This is a genomic window from Salibacterium halotolerans (genome assembly GCF_900115625.1).
GTDB classification, from domain to species: Bacteria; Bacillota; Bacilli; order Bacillales; family Marinococcaceae; genus Salibacterium; species Salibacterium halotolerans.
The window spans coordinates 1-17,578 of the sequence record NZ_FOXD01000006.1 but is presented as its reverse complement, the minus strand read 5'-3'; the positions used below and the strand labels follow the sequence as shown (position 1 = coordinate 17,578).

The following is a 17,578-nucleotide window of genomic DNA, read 5'->3' as shown; positions in this document are numbered from 1 at the left end:
TGTCATCGTCGTCAGCATCCAGTCGATTGGCCAACTGATACCGAAATTCTTCTTTTAGCTCCTGGAATGGGGCCGCGGTCGTCCTGTTTGTATTTTTGGATAAGTTCCTGGACAATTTGTTCAACAGAAATGGTTTTCTCTTCATCTTCTATATCATCACTATCATCCGGAAGCAAGCTCATCCATCAATTTATACTTTCTGACGTTAAAATAAAAAATGCAGACGCTATTATAACGCCTGCATTCTTTATTAGGACACTTGCTTTTTCGCTTTTTCTGTTTTATTCTGCAGCAATTGCACCACTGTAACGATTGCACATATGACCAGACCTGCCAGTGAAATGGCAATGTTTGGATAGATCAATAAGAGTCCGCCGGCTATCAGGACAATCCGTTCTACCCGGTTCAATGACTTAATGTAGTAGCCAATCAGACTGGCGCTCACTGCAGCCATGCCTAACATTGCCGTGATAATAGCAACCGACACATTCCAAACATTAGCGTCGCCCTGCAGCAGAAGCATAGGCTGTGACAAAAACATATACGGGATAATAAACGCTGCGATAGCCAGTTTGACAGCTGTAACGCCGGACTTCATCGGATTGGCACGGGCTATCCCTGCGCCCGCATAGGCTGCCAGGCAGACAGGCGGCGTGATATCCGCAACGATACCAAAGTAAAACACAAACATATGCGCAGCAATGACAGGCACATCAAATGCCAATATCGCCGGCGCTGCCATTGATGCTGTCACAACATAGTTGGCAGTTGTCGGCAACCCCATACCCAATATGATACAAGCAATCATGGTGAAGAACATGACAAGGAAGAACTGTCCTTGTGCCAGATCAATAATACCGCCAGCGATTTTAGGACCTAAACCTGTCGTTGTCACGGTACCCGCAATAATACCCGCCGTCGCACAGGCAGCTATAACCGGCAGCGCTGTTCTGGCCCCTTCTTCAAGCAAGTTAATGATTTCTTTCATCTTCATCCTTGTGTCTTTTCTGAAAAAGCTGATGACAAAAGCCACAATAATAGCAAATAGCGCGGCGAATGTCGGCGTTTTACCGGCTAAAAGGAAGCCGATAATAATGGCGAGCGGCGCAAATAAATCGATCCGTTTAAGCAAGCTTTTTGTTTTAGGCAACTGTTCTTTAGCAAGCCCTAAAATACCTTGCTTTCTGGCCTCGAAATGGGTGCCCATAAACAACCCGGAGAAATACAGGATTGCCGGAATAAGTGCGATAACGATAATTTCACTGTAGGGAACACCTGTATAAGAAGCCATAATGAATGCAGCAGCCCCCATAATGGGCGGCATGATCTGCCCACCGGTTGAAGCGGCAGCCTCTGATGCAGCAGCAAAATGCGGTTTGAAGCCGGCATTTTTCATCATGGGAATGGTAAATGAACCGGATCCAACAGTGTTGGCAACCGAACTGCCATTGACCATCCCCTGCAGACCGCTTGCAGCGACAGCGGCTTTTGCCGTTCCACCCGTGTATCTTCCTGTCAGCCGCAATGCAATATCATTGAAAAACTGGCCGATGTTCGTCTTAACCAATATAACGCCAAAAAACAGGAATAAATAAATATAGGTGGATGAAATTTGAATCGGGGTGCCAAAAATGGAGCTTGAACTAAAAAACATCTCTGTTGCCAGTGTCGGCCAGTCATAACCGGCGTGCCCGATAATCGGGATATAGTTGCCGAACAAACCATAAAGTAAAGCAACCATTGCAATAATGACAATTGGAAGCCCCACAACACGCCTTGTTGCTTCAAGCAGCAATAAAATTCCCGCAGTGGCCACAATTTGGTCAAATGCTGTAAATCCAAATATGATTGCTTCATTAATTAAATGTTCATAATTATAAACAATATAAAAATTCGTGAACAATGCCATTAGCGCCAGTAAAGCATCATACCATGGCACACCCCTCTGCTTTGTCATGCTGGATTTAATCGGATACAGCAAATAAACCAGGCTAAGAGCGGCGCCCAGGTGAATCGCACCCTGCACCATGGAAACTTTCGCCCCTTGATAGGCCGTGTACAATTGAAAAATTGTTAATGCCGTGCCAATGATAAGTGTTACCCATCCCCAGGACCCCAGATTTGTACGGAAATTGCTTTCTTTATCATATTTTGCCATTAATTCATGTCTGTCGATTTCTTGTTTGTTATGTTCAACCACTGGTTTCCCTCCATTCATTGCGTCCGTTTATCAGTACGTGTTCAAAAAGGATAAAAAGGATCGGTCGGCTAAGTTTTCAGGCGACAATCACGGGCGCCGACACTAGCACAGCGGGTAGCGTCAACTTCGAGGCGGACTTCTTGCGTGTTGTGGTGACTTCTGCTGTTGGCGACCCGCCGTGTCGGTACTTAGTCGAAGGTCCCTTGTCGATGTGTTATGTTTACCGGATTTTTTGAACAACCTTTAACAGGGAAAAAACCGGACAATTGATGTCCGGCTTCTACTACTCAGTAATACCTGCTTCTTTAAAGTATTTCTCTGTTCCTGGATGCAGAGGCAAGTCTCCAACACCGTTCATTGCATTATCTTTTGTAATCAATGACGCCTGTTCGATTGTCATGTCTCCGGATTTTTCATATAACGTTTTGGTGATTTGATAGGCAAGATCTTCACTAACTTGTTCAGTAGATCCGAGCAGAAGCGCCATCGCCGTCACAGTTTTCACAGGCTCTTCCTGCCATTCATACGTACCCGGCTCGACTGTATACTCTGAATATTGGCTGTTATCGAGTACTTCCTGCAGGGCATCCCCTTCAATATTCAGGAATTTAACTTCACCGGTTGCGTTAGCCAGTTCGTCTGTTGTTGAGGATGGCACACCTACAACCGCGAATGAAGCGTCAATCGTACCGTTCTGCAATTTACTTTTTGCATCACCAAAGCCTTCTTCGTAAGCTTCAAAGTCACCTTCCTCGATACCATATGCACTGAGTACCATCTCTGCTGCTTCACGCGTCGCACCGCCAGGAGGTCCGATTGCAACCTTTTTACCTTTTAGATCTTCTATTGATTCGATACCTGTTGATTCAAGTGTCACCACCTGTAATGCTTCAGGGTAAAGAGAACCAATCACACCGACTTTATCGGAATTTTTGCCTTCAAACTCGCCCGTTTGATTAACTGCGTTCATCAACGTTGTGTTTTGCGCAATTCCAAGCTGGTATTTACCGGCTTGAATCTGTGCAATATTTTCGATGGAAGCCCCTGATTCAACAGAGCTCACATCAAATCCTTCTACATCAATATTGTCTTTAAACAAGTTCGCCATTTCACCGCCAAGCGGATAGTAGACACCACCAACACTGCCGGTTCCCATGGTCAGGCTGGTCACAGGCTCCGCGGAATCGCTGCTGCCGCTTCCCCCACTGCTTCCCTGACCGCTTTCACCACAGGCACTCAGCACCATGCCAATGGTAAACATCAAAATAAATGAAAATAGCATTCTATTTCTCATGTTCTTCCCCCTTCATCATATGATGGATGGATGTTGTTGCTCACAACAATATGAAACCGGTTTACACTTGTATTTTACCCTGTATTTCTGCTCATTTCAATTTTTAAAAATATTCAGATATTAATTGGCGTTAAGAAAAATCGGGCAAAATAGACTGCCATAGCGAAATGAGACAAAGATAAAACACCCTTGCTTGCACTACATCCCATTTTACCTCACTGGAATACACGTTTTTGCCCACGCAAAAACACTTCCGATTTAGTACTTATTTTCATTGTACCATGTCGAAGGTGTTTTATATTGTCTCAAATTTTTAGGTTAGTCTACCTCCTATTTGGCTGAGACTGGGTGTTTTTTTATAGGTTTACCCATATTTAACTTGTTCGGCGTGAACTTCGTGCATTAACATGGAGCTGTCTTGTCGATGCTCTTATAAAGCAATACGGCTATGATATACCGAACCGTGTATTAAAAACATGGACGATCCTAAAGTTCAGATACTTCTGATGAAGAGATACGTCCCGAATGATACCATTTTCCCGATAGGGGCTCTCGGCCGCCATTTCCGCTGTTTTTACCTCCATCAGAGGGCTGTACCGCTGATTCGGCTGAATAGACAGGTGTTCATCCAGCGGATAATGAGAGATCCCTTCCCGATCGGTCATCAGGGTACGAGAGTACTGAACCGGCCCGAATAAAAACGGGACGGTCCTCGCATCCCGCGTCTCAACGTCCCATCCTTCGACCTTTTTCGCTTCTCTCACCGGATCATCCAGCAGGGTGAGAGCTTCTCCCACCAAATCACGGAACCAGCTGACCATCAGCTGCTGCAGCTTTTCTTCCATGGCCAGGACATCCGGTGTCTCTTTCACTATCTGGTGCATTTCTGTTATAATGGTTATCATGAGAAGGTTTCTTTTCGCTTTGTATTTGCTTGCTAGGCATACATGGATGATAGAGGACCTTCTCTTTTTTTGCCAACCATCAGCTATCGCTACCAAGAACTATTTTACACATACATCTGCCTTTATACCCGTCCTGTTTCAGCCGTTCCTCCAGAAATAGTTCAAACGTTTTCCCTTTCATGTGTAATAACAATAAAGTTGTTTAATTTGGAATCCGCGAATACGTATTACACCGTCCACAGAAGTAGACGGTGTAAAAATAAAGTTATTTATGCAATTGCTGAATAACACTTCGTAGATGTAACAATAAAGTCGTTTAAAAATCTAATTTCTGCGTGGCACACCACTGGGGGACGCTCAGTCCGCTTTCCTGAAATTCTGCAATGCGGCGGCGCCATTCTTCCCGATATTCAATCGGATCCAAAAGCTTTTCCTCCTTTTTTCATCGAGATTACCCTTAGTTTGGCAGAATCTCCAATGAGGAAAAAAGTGGGTACTATTTGACGCTTACTTTCCTCATGGCTGAGCCTGCTGCCCTTTTGGCACGTCCGATTTTTTTCCCGGTGTTCCATAACGAATGGGTTTCTCAATAAACCGCCAAGAAAAAGACGCAATCAAAAGAATAACAGCTATTTGTATAAAAATACGAGGTATAGATTGCCGGCCTTCCATTACTGCAGCAGGAAAGGTCAACACAAGGATGGGATAATGCCAAATATAAATGCCATATGAACGAATCCCCAACCAGCGCAGCGGCTTGCATCCCATGATGCGGGTGATCCAACTGGATGGATGAACAGCTGCGGCAATCAGGGCTGCTGCGGCAATACATTGGAGGACCATTCCACCGCGGTATAGAAATGGATCATACTGATTAGTCTGCCACATCAGCCAGCATAAACTGACAAGACCCGTTATTCCCACTATATCCAGAGTAAAACGCAGACGTTTGTTATCAGCCATTCTACCCGTGAACATTTGACTGGGCAAAAATAACGCAAGAGCTGCCCCAATCAGAAGGGCGAACGCACGGGCATCGGTCCCGAAATAAACCCTGCTTGTATCCAGCAGTCCTGGTTGATAGAGTACTGCCATTTCCAGTGCTGAAACCAATATACCAACGAGGATAAGCACGATTAAGAACTTACGTTTTGGGACGAAATGAAGTCCCAATAACAGTAAAAATGGCCAAACGAGATAAAATTGCTCTTCTACAGCGAGAGACCAGAAATGTAATAGCGGCAAAGGATTTCCAAAATGGGATAAATATCCAACATCATTAAACACGAACCACCAATTAGCAACGTAAAATAGAGAAGCCAGCCAATCGTCCCAAAGGTCAGCTAATTGGGAAGCATGAAACAAGATCATCCATACAGCCAGCACAATCAAAAAAAGAAGCACTCCCGGCAGCAGCCGTTTGGCGCGCCGAAACCAAAAATGACACCAATCAATCTGTCCTGTCTTCTCCCATTCCTTCATCATTAAATCTGTAATGAGATAGCCGGATAAAACAAAAAATATACCCACCCCTAAAAATCCGCCGGAGGCCCATCCCAAATCGAGATGGTAGGCGATTACTGCAAATACTGCCAATGCCCTGATTCCATCCAATCCCGGCATATATCTGCTTTTCATTGTCTGCATCTAGGCATCCTCTTCATCGAAGGTCGAATGTTTTTTTATATGGTCCAGAAAAAAAGGGTGAAAATCGGCTTTGAGATGGATACCATCCTCAGCATACAGGTTCTGATGATTTTTAAATATCGGAGATAGATCGATGTAATCGACTTTTTCAGCTGCTGTCATTTTTTTAAGCGCCTTATTATAATCAGGAATATTTTTATATCGTGGTTCTTTCTTTATGGCTTCTTCGGTCGCAGGGGTACCGATAAGACATGCAGCCGGGCATTTGGCAGTTTTTCTTTTAGTTTCTCGATTAATTTCGTGTAATGCGTCATGGAATGTTCCGTGGGATTGTCCACCGGCATCAATATGTCATCGGACCCCAGCATAATAAAAATATCCTGTGGTTTTTTATTTACAATTTGATCCACCTCTTCTATGGCGAGTTGAGCCGTAGCCCCTGCATTACTTATAACTCGGGAATCATCCAATACTTCTGATAAACCATCTAATATAGAATCTCCCAAAAATATACTGTTGCTGTAAGTAGATTCATACTGGTCTCCTGCACCGCAGAACCTGTTTGATTGTCGTCCTGTTTATTACCACAAGCTGCAGCCAATATGGCGAGGATTCCAATAAGCACCGTAAGAAATTTTCTTTTTGTCCTATCCATTACCTCCTAAATTTTAATCGATGCTCTGTGTGAAAACGACAGGGCATCCTTGTACGGTAGAAAGATTAATAGAACAAGGTAGAGATCAAATGAAGATGTTGTTGATCTCAAATAAAGATTTCAACGAAAAATACGTTGGTTCTCTTCCGAAGCAGGAATCGGTTCTCCTTTCATTTGGGCAACCTTCTACTGAATCCAAGCGATCTTGTTTTTTTAAAATTAAATAATAACAAAAATTGAACTTGAGAGTCGATGATAAGCAAATTCTTAACAACTTCTGGCAGGAGAAGACTCACTTAATTCTCTCCTGCAATTCTTGTTTATCCTACTCCTGTTTGGATATCCGATGACAACGTTGATAACAGTTAAAGTTATATGGTTTTGTGTTTTCTTTTATTTTTTCAGTCTGGAACCCTTGTTCCGATAGATAAGCTAATAGACTAGACAAATGGTCAGCTGTATTTTGTTTATCATGCATAAGAATAATTGGCGTCACTCCTGCATTTACTAGTTCTTCTATTTGTCCAGTAACTGTATCTAAATATTGCTCACTGGATAAGGACCAATCCCTGCTGTCAACATTCCAATCCCACAATTTAAAACCATTGCTGTCTAAAACCTCCCGATATGATTTAGTTAAATACGGAACACTGCCATAAGGTGTCCGAATGAGATTGGACCTGACTCCTGTAATTTGTTGAAGGGTCTCCTGTGCGGTAGTTATTTCTTTAAGAGCGGATTGTTCAGATTTATAAAAGTGGTTTATGTCATGGGTCACACCATGTAAACCTACAGCATGACCTTGCTCTATGATCTTATTTACAACTTCTGGTGACTCTCTCATAGAAGGTTCCAGCATGAAAAAGGTTGCTTTGGCGTTAAATTGGTGTAAAGTATCTAAAATATCTGTGGTTGCTGAAGTAGGACCGTCATCAAAGGTTAAGTAGACAGTCTTTTTTTCTATATTTTTTTCCTGTGACCTATCAGATTCTGTTCTTTGTGAATCGGATGAGCCTTTATATTCCGAATATATCTCAGATGATTCGTTATCAGGTTCTGTCTCCGTACTACAGGCATAAAATATAACCAAACAGCCAAGGAAAATAAATAGTATGAGCTTTTTCATATAAATACCTCTATTTCATTTATTAATCTTGTAGACAGATTAATAAAGTGGGATAAAGACGAAATGAAGATGAAATGGATTTGAGCTAAAGATTTGATAAAATGGAAAAAGCTATCCAATTTATTGACTTATAAAGTCAGAAAATTGGATAGCCTGCATTCCGTAGAGATCTTTGGGCGGGCCCCTAAAACATTCCGCTAAAAATACCTTGTTTTTCTGATTCTTCTTTGTATTCTTTAATCCCTTTCACAATGGAATCGGCAACACGTGATTGAAAATCGTCCGTACGCATTTTGGATTCGTTCGCGGAATTCGTCAGGAAACCTACTTCAAGCAAAGCTGCCGGCATTTCTGTATCCCTTACGACAAAAAGATCTTTCTTCTTGATTCCTCTATCCCTGAATTCGGTAGCTTTAACCACATGTTTCTGTAAAATCTGAGCAAACTGGTGGGAAGTCTTGTGATAATAATACGTTTCGGTACCTGAAACATTGGGATCGGAAAAAGTGTTACCGTGAATAGATATAAATACATCCGCGTTTTTTCTATTGGCGTATTTGGGCCTTTCTCGGCTTTCTTGGGAAATAAAGCTGTCATCTGTTCTCGTCATGAAAACTTCCATTCCCGATTCCTGCTCCAGCCGTTTTTCCACTTTTTTCGATAAATTTAACGTGAAACTCTTTTCATATTGGCCGCTTACTCCTGTTGCGCCGGGATCTTTCCCGCCATGTCCCGGATCGATTACCACCTTAAAGGCTGTGTTTTTGTCTTCACTGTTATGGCTGCTATTGGCCTGAACATTATTATTGTTGTCGGAATTGCCGGAGCAAGCCGACATTAATAGAATGGGAAATAAAAGCAATGTAACAACCAACATATTTCGTGTCCTGTGATTTATCCTGTTTTTCTGTTGAAGTATCATCTTTCATCTATCCTTTCTTTTTCAAAGCTACGTTTTAAAGATTAATAGACAGATGTAAAGTTTAGGTGCATATAAAGTCAATACCGTATAAAAATTTGTAATCTGATAGAATCGGTTTTTCTATCACTCCATACAAAAAAGCCGTCCATTCAATAGAATTGAACGGACGGCTTATATGCTTAATGAAGTTTGCTGCTCTTTTTTTTATCTGAAGTTGCGTAATCTATAGAATAAAGTTCCATGCATGTGCAACTTCAAAGTTTTTTATTCAAATAGAAGTAAAACAGCACGCCTTCTTCTGTATTTGTTACACCATACTGCACACCATGCAATTCTAAGATATTTTTTGAAATAGCAAGGCCCAATCCCATGCTGCCTTCTGAACGGTCACGGGACGTATCTCCACGATAAAAACGATCCCATATTTTCTCTACATGTTCTTCTGCAATAGGAGAGCCGTTGTTTTCCACACATACTTTAACAAGTTCCGGCTCATTTTTAGTGGAAATAATAATGTTTTTATCTTCCGGTGTGTGGCGGATCGCATTGGTAATGAAATTCGTAACTACCTGTTCTATTCGATGCTGATTTGCAACGACCCTTGTCCCGGAAAGGTGTTTATGCACATGTAATTGCTTGTCAGCGATATCTAAAGATAATTGTTCGCAAATATACTCGATGACCTGATCAATATAGAAGACCTCCATTTCCATTTTGTACGTGCCGGATTCAAATTTTGCCAATTCGAGCATTTCGACAATAAGCATGTCCATTTTATCGACTTCGTTTGCCATTGCGTTAAAATAATAATCTTTTTTATCCTTAGCGACATCATCTTCTAAAATGGAGATACAGCTCTTCAATATACTTAAAGGTGTCTTTAATTCATGTGACACACCGGAAATAAATTCTTTACGTGTATGTTCCAGTTGTTTTTCCTTCTCTATATCCTCCTGCAGTTGATTAATATGCGAATGCAGCGTGGTAGAGAGGCTGTTAATATTGTGTGATAACGTACCAATTTCATCCTTTGACTTGACAGGTATGGTCTCGGAAAAATCCAAGTTGGCAATTCTGCTTGTCGTATCGTTGATTTGCAGCAATGGTTTGGCGATTTTTTTCGAATAATAAAAGGATGCCAGAACAATAAGGAGCAATACCAATATAATTAGGTATATATAATAATCTTCTAACATTTGCACAGCTTCATCAATTGGCTGTAATGACGTCATAGCAAAAATATAAGCAGTTTCACCATTCGCATCTTTCATCGGTCGGATGAATATTTTGTACTGAATACCATTTTTCTCATAATCCATTGTTTTCGCACGGTCATTATAATTATCATTAAATAGCAGCTTTGCTTGAAATTGTTTGATTTGTTCGATAAACACACGATTTGTGTAAATAGGTGAACGTACGGTTCCTACAGGTAATTGTAATTTCTTAATGTTTCCCGTTAAATCTACCTGCGAGCCTCTTGCTCCAAGGGGGTCTGTTTCCGTGCTGTTTCCATATAACTCTTCCGAGAGCAGCTTATTCTCTAATCCAAAATTCCCGTTCTGTCTAGTTAAAATGGTAGGAATTACTGTATTATCTGCTATTATCCCATCTATCGTAATACGCTTTCCTTGTTCTAAATCAAACTTTATCCTTTCTAAGTCCTCTAAGCCGATAAAACTGTACAAAGGGATAGTAATATCACGATTAACGAGGTCCTTATTCAAAGAAGCATCTGTATGAATTGTCACAGAAAAATCATTTGTGTGTTTTATATTGCCTGCACTATCTAACGTTGTAATCCACGTCGAATGTTCCTGATAGAAATCCTGCTCCAGCCTTTTAATTGCCTGTACATTTTCCCCGGCCTTCAAGTATTCCTTCTTAAAAGATTCAATACTCGTTTTAATGTCATTTACCTCTTGTGTTGCATAATATTGCTTGAAAAATACCGTTTGTCCAATATATATCGTTGCAAGAATAAGCATACACAATAATGTTGTCAGCAAAAATAATTTTAATACAATGCCTTTTTTCATGTATTTCCCTCAAATTTATAGCCAGCCCGAATAACGGTGACAATACAATTTGCTTTAGCGCCTATTTTATGCCTCAAATTACGGATGTGACTATTGATTGTACGATCATCACCGGCAAACTCATAGCCCCAGACTTTAGTGATAAGTTGTTCCCTTGTAATAATAATCCCTTGATTTTGCATTAAATAGGTTAATATTTCAAATTCCGTGTATGTCAAACTAATCCTTTCTCCATCTACTGTCACTGTCCGCGTAGAAAAGTGGACATGGATACCATTACTGAATAAAGTGTCTTCATCAGGTAACTTACCTGCCCGGGCATAGCGGCTATCCATTAATCGTTTCACTCTTGCCAGTAATATAGGCGGACTGTATGGCTTTGTGACATAATCATCAGCGCCTAATTCAAAACCTAGTAGTGTATCATCTTCATCCGTACGTGCTGTCAGCATAATAATCGCCACATCGGAAGTTTTGCGGATTTTTCTGCAAACGGACCATCCATCTACCTCTGGCAGCATAATATCCAAAATAATTAAATGTACGTCATGTTCTTCAAAAATAGCTAAAGCTTCATTCCCATCTGCTGCTTCTAATACTTCATATCCTTCATTTAATAAATAATCCTTAACTATTTCACGTAAAATGGCTTCATCTTCTACAATTAATATTGTTTTTTGCATTTGTCTCCTCCACAATACCTAAATGATTACTACCTTAAATGATAGCATAGTGATGTAAAGATTAGATAAAGATGTGGCTCTTCGCTGTTTCGTGTGAAAAGAGGAATCTGTGCTCCCCTCGCTAGTCTATGATTTCTTGTTAGCAATAGTGGTTGTCTCAGATGCCGGGTGAACTGTTTATGGCATTCTAAAAGTGTAGGTAATGGCAGGCCTTCTATGTTGGTTGACGAAGGAGGTGAAAAACAAAAAAAGCCACTTGCTAACCATCCCCAGAATCAATAGACTTCCTGCTTGAGCAACCAATAAGGACAGAAGGTCATCTAGGAGATGTTAGAAGTGATTGATGTTGAGTATATCAGGAAGGAAGGAAATAAAAAAGGGTTCAGCTATTTTGATGCGGCGATAAGGGTTTCAGGCTTTTTCCCTTCACTATGAATTGGAGCATGAATGTTGCAACCCTGGGGCCGGGAATGCAGGCTTAACCCTGTCATCCCGTCCAGTTTTTTAAATGACTGAATCGGACCATATACTGAAATTGCTGAAGCCGACTTTTTTATATACGTGAAAAATCATGAGAGCAGTACCGTTGTAGAAGTCTTTAATGAAGAGTATGATTAAAATAGGATATACTCACAAGTAAAATAGGGGGTAGATGAAACGATGAAACGAATGCATGCAGCAGCTGCCTTCTGTGCTTTCTCTATACTGATTACCGGTTGCACTTCCAACTCTTCAGGAGCAGATGACAGAGGCGGCAACCGGGAAAACAGCAGCACCCACCAGGAAAACACGCAGGAAGTCGGCAGCAGTCAGGAAACGAAGGAACCTTCACAGCAGGAAACAGCATCAAGCAGCAATGATACCAGTGCCTCCTCTACAAGCAGCGGAGTTGAAAAACAAAGCTTTGACAGCCCTGAAAAAGCCGCGGCTTCCATAAATGATTATCGTACAGTCAAACAGACGAATATTGATCTTGGCCACGGCATCACAGCCCTGCAGGATGCAGGCGCGGGTCATAAATTTATTTCCTGGAATGAGGGAAACTGGCTTATTAAAATAGATTATCCCATTCAATCGAAGTCCGCTGTAAAAAACCACCCGGATAACCGAAAGCTGGCAGAAACGATTGTAGCGTATCTCGAAAACCACTACCTACCTGCTCCTGATAATCAAGGTGTCATCAAAATCCGGGGATTCAAGGACTCTCCCAGCTCCGTCGTAAAATGGCAGGATGGTCGTGTAGTATATGAATTAAAATCTGAAAAAAATAACCCGATGGAATTGATCAAAAGAGCTGTCAAAGCCGGTAAAAACCTTTGATATCCCGTTTTCCAGGCGGTAACCGACACGCACGCCTCGAACATGCCGCTTGAGAAAAAAGAAATCGAAAGAACCCGGACTATACCACTTTCCTTAAGCAGTGGCGATTTTCAGCAGCACCTTTTGTTTCGCTCCATCCGATGTGGATCAAGCAGTATTTGAACATACCAACGTTATTCGGAACAACGCCGAACGCCGTATTTAACCAACTTTATGCAGACTTGATTACGTATGTCCTGCTGCGTTGATTATATCAGCGTACCTCCAAAGGGGAAGTGATGGAAACACTGTCCTTTATCTCCTTCACACGCCGTTTTCTAGCTCAAAATCTACCGATCGACTGGCTGAGTGAAATGGCTGCTTCCTTAAAAAGTTAGAGGAAAGCTCACGGGACAAATATGTTAAATGGTGGATAATCAACAGTCGTGGTTGCTGTAACATCGTTTGTGATACAATTAATGACATGTTGCATTAATATGTATGGGAAGGGATTAAAAATGGATTCTGAGCAAAAAAACGTATCCAGCACAACAAACCGTGGGCGACCAAGAAGTGAAACGTTGCATCGCAACATTTTGGATGCAACGTTGTCATTACTTAACGAAGTAGGTGTCGAAAAACTAAGCATAGAAATGATCGCTCAACGTGCAGGTGTTGGTAAAACTTCAATTTACCGAAGATGGGCGAATAAAGAAGCTTTAGTGCTCGATACACTTGAACAAGTAAAACCCGAATTAAACCTATCAATCAAAGATAATCTCCACGATACCTTATATGAAATCGCGGATAGTTTTTTTGAGCAAATGAATACACCGCTTGGTAAACAGATGCTCTCAGTGCTTGTTTCAACCTTATCAGGTAGCTCCCAAATATCTGAAACATTCTGGGAAAGACACTCCCTGCCAAAGACCAAGGAAATTTCAAGTATTATTGATCATTTTCGACTACATGAAGGGCTAAGCGATAATGTTAGTGATGATCTGGCTTCAGATTTATTAAATGGTTATGTCATGTATCTGTTATTATTTAAACCTCCATCCAAGGATTTCGATTCCTCGCTTAAAAGAGGTATTGAAATAATTGTTAATGGCATGAAAAAATCTGATTAAAGGTCTTGCACAAAACCGTGCAAGACTATTTTTGTTGACAATTAAAATACGGTACTGTATCGTATTTTATATATAAAGTTGAGGAGGCATAATATATGGTGAATGCAAGTAAAACGGTAATTATTACTGGAGGAAATGCAGGATTAGGGTATGAAACCGCTAGGGCAATAGCAATGGAAAAGAGAGATTGGCAAATTATTTTAGCTGCTCGTAACAAAGAAAGAGTGAATGCCGCTGTAAGTGAATTGATCAAAGTTACTGGAAATCAACATATCACAGGAATGATTCTAGATTTAGCATCTTTTGCATCTATTCATCATTTTGTATCAGAGTTTAATCAACTTGACTTCCCGCCGTTACACAGCGTTATTTGTAATGCAGGAATGCAATTTATAAAAAACGAATCGACGCTTGATGGGATCGAAGGTACATTTGGAATCAATCACCTTGGACATTTTCTATTAGTTAGATTACTTCTTCCCCAAATTCAAAAGCATGGATCTATCTTAGTGGTAAGTAGTGATACCCATGACTCCAGTAAAAAAACAGGAATGCCAAAACCCAAATATCTTCACCCAAGTATAATGGCTGATTTGCAAAAATCTGATAAGTCATTAGAAAATATCCCCTCATCCAAGAAAGGGCAAGTGCGTTATACTACGTCAAAGTTATGTAATCTGTATTTCAGTTATGAATTAGCACGGCGAATTGAAAACGCTAAACTCTCTATAAGTGTAAAAGCATTTAATCCAGGTATGATGCCTGGAAAAAAATCAGGTTTAGCTAGAGATTATAGTGGGATTATGAAATTCCTGTGGAATAATGTCTTTCCTTTAATGCGTTATTTTCACCCAGGTATTCGATCGACAAAACAATCAGGTAAGGATCTTGCAAATTTAATATTGGATAATAATCTTGCCGGACTAAGCGGCAAGTATTGGGACGGTCCAAAAGAAATTCCATCATCTAAAGAATCTTATAATGTAAAACGAGCGGAAGAATTATGGAACTGGAGTTCGAATGTTCTAGAATTAGAGAAACAAATATAAGTAAGCGTCAAATAGAACCCACCTTTTTCCTCATTGGAGATTCTGCCAAACTAAGGGGAATCTCGATGAAAAAAGGGGGTACAGCTTTTGGATTCGATTGAATATCGGGAAGAATGGCGCCGCCGCATTGCAGAATTTCAGGAAAGCGGTCTGAGCGTCCCCCAGTGGTGTGCCACGCAGAAATTAGATTTTTAAACGACTTTATTGTTACATCTACGAAGTGTTATTCAGCAATTGCATAAATAACTTTTACACCGTCTACTTCTGTGGACGGTGTAATGCGTATTCGCGGATTCCAAATTAAACAACTTTATTGTTATTACACATGAAAGGGAAAACGTTTGAACTATTTCTGGAGGAACGGCTGAAACAGGACGGGGATAAAGGCAGATTACGGAGTTGATTTATTACTACTGTTGAAGGATAATAAAGATGTTTAAAAAACGTCAGTCATGCTATTGTAACTGCTAGATTAGAGTTAACACTTTTTGCTTGGGTCCTCCGGGAAGCGGTCATAAGTGCCCCGAAAGATTGCAACCGAATAGGTTGAAAACTCATCCCAATTTTGAATACGATTCCGAATACTCCTCTCCAAAAATAGGAGTTGTAGTAAATACCGTTCTTCAAAAGAACAAGAAGAAAACGGAAAAAGCATTGTTTCGGCCCCTCGATTCCAAAAAATAACCTTGGAACGCTGATCTGTAATGAAGGATGGAAATGATAAGTTGTCGATTGTGGCTTGTAATGAATTATTATATTGTTCTTCATTCGGCAATGATAATGCTTCATTATACGCTAAGTTGAAAAGATGTTCTTTCTCGTCAGGACTAAGCTGTAACGCCTGGCCAATATTCATTAAAACATCCCGTGAAGGTTGAATGTCTTTTCCCTGTTCCAGCCAAGTATAATACGTCACACTAACGTGGCTGAGATAAGCAACCTCTTGCCGGCGCAGTCCCGGAGTTCTTCGTCTTCCCGAGGTCATGTGAATGCCGGCTTCTTCAGGCTGAACTCGTTCTCACCTGGACTTTAAAAATCGACCAAACACCTTGGAATGCACGCCTGTTGATTATCCAAATATAGGAAGCGTTTCGTTGGGCTCCGCCTTTCTTGCCCGCTTTCCGCGGGCGTCGCCTCAGCTACATACCTGAAGGAAGATCGGCTAAGTTCGGCACGTCCTGTGCCAACGCCGATCTGACCCACATCATGTGAGCCCCCGGTGATCTTCGGCTGACGCTTCTCCCGCTGGAGTCGGGCAAATGACTCCGTCCAACGAAAAAGAAAGGGGATAAATGCTTTGATCACAGATGCCCCCTCTTAATAGACGCCTTTTCCATTCCTTTATATGGTAAATCAACAGGCGTGCTTGGAATGTACACTTTTTTGCATAAGATTTGATTCATTCCTTTCTGATTGCATTACCAGTACAGCTTTCATTTTGCTATGTATAACCTTTTTCCTTGGCGACGTAAAAGCTCCCTTATAATTTTTCTCATTCTTTATTTCATATCAATCTCTTCTTCACCTAATCTTTATTCCTCTCGTTTAACCTTTGAAGTGAAAGGGATCTTTGGATTTCCTTAGGATCATATTTTATTGAGATCATTATAGAAAGGGGAGTTTACGCCTTGAGCTCTGAGCCATGATCCATGTTTGTTAACTATCTATTTTGCGAAGAGTAGGGAAAACCAGCAAGTCTTCATCAACATACAGGAGGTATCTATCGATATGAAGAAAAAAATATTTCTTAGTTTGCTTATGATCATTTTTGCTATATTTACTGCAGCCTGTGGTGATCAACAAAAGGAAAAGGACAACGTAAGTCAAGGTGAAAGTCAAAATGAAAGTCAAAACGATTCTTCGCATGGGGAAAGCCAGGCTTCATCGTTTTACGATAACAGCTTGTTTTATGGAGATTCCATTTTAAAAGGGCTACCCGATAACTTAGATGATGACCATGTGATCAGTAGTAAGGGGGCCACCACTCAATTTGCCATGGAAAATGTCAATAAAATTGTAGACCAGGCACCTGAAAGTATCTATATGCTGCTGGGATCGAATGACCTCCTCATGCCTGTTGACCATCCTGTGGAAAATTCGATGAAGTATTACAAGAAATTCATCAAAAAAATAAAGAAGAAATTGCCGGATACGCAGATTCATGTTTTATCGGTAACGCCTGTGACCCAAGCTACTTTAAAGAATGAACCGCGTTATAAAGATATCCCGAAATATAATAAAAGGCTTCAAAAGATGGCATCACAGGTCAAGGTCGATTACATTGATTTATCTCCACTATTTGAAAAGCACCAGAATTTACATGCTGAAAATGGTGTCCATTTCAAATCGAAATTTGATTCTCTTTTATTAAGCTATATCCAAAAACAATGAAGGGGGCGCATCATCATGAGGCATAAACAACCAATGGTTAACAACCTTCCCGAAGAGATAAAAGGTCGTTATATGCCGGGATTAGATGGGATAAGAGCAATTGCTGTATGTGCAGTGATTGCTTTCCATTTTGGTTTTGCATGGGCACCTGGTGGATTTTTGGGTGTTGGCGTATTTTTTGTTTTATCCGGGTACTTGATTACGGACATTTTGATGAGGCAATGGAAAAACAAAGGGA

At 40.9% G+C, this 17,578-nt stretch carries 19 protein-coding genes and 1 pseudogene; 7 read left to right on the top strand and 13 right to left on the bottom strand.

Translation table 11 applies throughout. The features are described 5' to 3' along the window. Positions 1 to 11: 11 nt before the first annotated feature. The 12 genes from BM124_RS19160 to BM124_RS06480 all read right to left on the bottom strand — a co-directional run bounded on the left by BM124_RS19160 (position 12) and on the right by BM124_RS06480 (position 11,471). On the bottom strand, positions 12 to 182 hold the full coding sequence (locus BM124_RS19160) for a hypothetical protein (protein ID WP_212634942.1): 171 nt from the start codon (positions 180 to 182) through the stop codon (positions 12 to 14). Between the two features lie 68 nt (positions 183 to 250). Beyond that, positions 251 to 2,218 carry a TRAP transporter permease gene (locus BM124_RS06520; protein ID WP_093336189.1) on the bottom strand — a complete coding sequence of 656 codons (1,968 nt, stop codon included), beginning with the start codon at positions 2,216 to 2,218 and terminating at the stop codon, positions 251 to 253. Positions 2,219 to 2,483: 265 nt separating this feature from the next. Beyond that, a complete protein-coding gene (locus tag BM124_RS06515; protein WP_093336188.1) occupies positions 2,484 to 3,494 on the bottom strand; it encodes a TAXI family TRAP transporter solute-binding subunit in 1,011 nt (336 codons plus the stop codon). A gap of 446 nt (positions 3,495 to 3,940) precedes the next feature. After that, a complete protein-coding gene (locus BM124_RS06510; protein ID WP_212634941.1) occupies positions 3,941 to 4,378 on the bottom strand; it encodes a UPF0236 family transposase-like protein in 438 nt (145 codons plus the stop codon). Positions 4,379 to 4,715: 337 nt separating this feature from the next. Then, positions 4,716 to 4,823 carry an IS66 family insertion sequence element accessory protein TnpA gene (gene tnpA / locus BM124_RS19700; protein ID WP_425288578.1) on the bottom strand — a complete coding sequence of 36 codons (108 nt, stop codon included), beginning with the start codon at positions 4,821 to 4,823 and terminating at the stop codon, positions 4,716 to 4,718. 92 nt (positions 4,824 to 4,915) lie between these two features. After that, positions 4,916 to 6,046, bottom strand: a complete 1,131-nt coding sequence (locus BM124_RS06505) for an acyltransferase family protein (RefSeq protein WP_093336185.1) — start codon at positions 6,044 to 6,046, stop codon at positions 4,916 to 4,918. After that, positions 6,047 to 6,208, bottom strand: a complete 162-nt coding sequence (locus tag BM124_RS19255) for a hypothetical protein (protein ID WP_244504259.1) — start codon at positions 6,206 to 6,208, stop codon at positions 6,047 to 6,049. Positions 6,209 to 6,261: 53 nt separating this feature from the next. Beyond that, the gene (locus BM124_RS19250; RefSeq protein ID WP_244504258.1) at positions 6,262 to 6,516 is read right to left on the bottom strand and encodes an SGNH/GDSL hydrolase family protein; all 255 of its coding nucleotides are present in this window, start codon (positions 6,514 to 6,516) and stop codon (positions 6,262 to 6,264) included. 510 nt (positions 6,517 to 7,026) lie between these two features. Then, the gene (locus BM124_RS06495; protein WP_093336184.1) at positions 7,027 to 7,827 is read right to left on the bottom strand and encodes a polysaccharide deacetylase family protein; all 801 of its coding nucleotides are present in this window, start codon (positions 7,825 to 7,827) and stop codon (positions 7,027 to 7,029) included. A gap of 184 nt (positions 7,828 to 8,011) precedes the next feature. Further along, a complete protein-coding gene (locus tag BM124_RS06490; protein ID WP_244504257.1) occupies positions 8,012 to 8,665 on the bottom strand; it encodes an N-acetylmuramoyl-L-alanine amidase family protein in 654 nt (217 codons plus the stop codon). Between the two features lie 338 nt (positions 8,666 to 9,003). Further along, positions 9,004 to 10,788 carry a HAMP domain-containing sensor histidine kinase gene (locus BM124_RS06485; RefSeq protein ID WP_093336181.1) on the bottom strand — a complete coding sequence of 595 codons (1,785 nt, stop codon included), beginning with the start codon at positions 10,786 to 10,788 and terminating at the stop codon, positions 9,004 to 9,006. Continuing rightward, positions 10,785 to 11,471 (bottom strand): response regulator transcription factor, encoded by a 687-nt coding sequence (locus BM124_RS06480; RefSeq protein WP_093336180.1) that lies wholly within the window; start codon positions 11,469 to 11,471, stop codon positions 10,785 to 10,787. The genes BM124_RS06485 and BM124_RS06480 overlap by 4 nt, the downstream gene beginning before the upstream one ends. Before the next feature lie 660 nt (positions 11,472 to 12,131). On the opposite strand from BM124_RS06480, the gene BM124_RS06475 reads away from it, so the two are divergent. The 5 genes and pseudogenes from BM124_RS06475 (at position 12,132) to tnpA (BM124_RS19695) (ending at position 15,144) form a co-directional block, all read left to right on the top strand. Further along, positions 12,132 to 12,791 (top strand): hypothetical protein, encoded by a 660-nt coding sequence (locus BM124_RS06475; protein WP_093336178.1) that lies wholly within the window; start codon positions 12,132 to 12,134, stop codon positions 12,789 to 12,791. 143 nt (positions 12,792 to 12,934) lie between these two features. Beyond that, positions 12,935 to 13,168, top strand: a pseudogene (locus BM124_RS19245) (IS4 family transposase); the annotation flags it as partial. Between the two features lie 120 nt (positions 13,169 to 13,288). Continuing rightward, positions 13,289 to 13,900 (top strand): TetR/AcrR family transcriptional regulator, encoded by a 612-nt coding sequence (locus BM124_RS06470; protein WP_093336177.1) that lies wholly within the window; start codon positions 13,289 to 13,291, stop codon positions 13,898 to 13,900. A gap of 95 nt (positions 13,901 to 13,995) precedes the next feature. Further along, the gene (locus BM124_RS06465) at positions 13,996 to 14,949 is read left to right on the top strand and encodes an SDR family NAD(P)-dependent oxidoreductase (RefSeq protein ID WP_093336175.1); all 954 of its coding nucleotides are present in this window, start codon (positions 13,996 to 13,998) and stop codon (positions 14,947 to 14,949) included. Positions 14,950 to 15,036: 87 nt separating this feature from the next. Further along, a complete protein-coding gene (gene tnpA / locus BM124_RS19695; protein ID WP_425288577.1) occupies positions 15,037 to 15,144 on the top strand; it encodes an IS66 family insertion sequence element accessory protein TnpA in 108 nt (35 codons plus the stop codon). 283 nt (positions 15,145 to 15,427) lie between these two features. Here the strand turns inward: tnpA (BM124_RS19695) and BM124_RS06460 are convergent, their stop codons facing one another. Next, complete coding sequence (locus BM124_RS06460; protein ID WP_093336173.1) at positions 15,428 to 15,934, bottom strand: MmyB family transcriptional regulator; 507 nt, start codon at positions 15,932 to 15,934, stop codon at positions 15,428 to 15,430. Between the two features lie 743 nt (positions 15,935 to 16,677). Between BM124_RS06460 and BM124_RS06450 the strand changes: the two genes are divergently transcribed. Continuing rightward, entirely contained in the window at positions 16,678 to 17,340 is a 663-nt protein-coding gene (locus tag BM124_RS06450; RefSeq protein WP_093336170.1) for a GDSL-type esterase/lipase family protein, read from the top strand. Positions 17,341 to 17,355: 15 nt separating this feature from the next. After that, on the top strand, positions 17,356 to 17,578 hold a 223-nt coding region (locus BM124_RS06445; RefSeq protein WP_280139716.1), incomplete at its 3' end, for an acyltransferase family protein.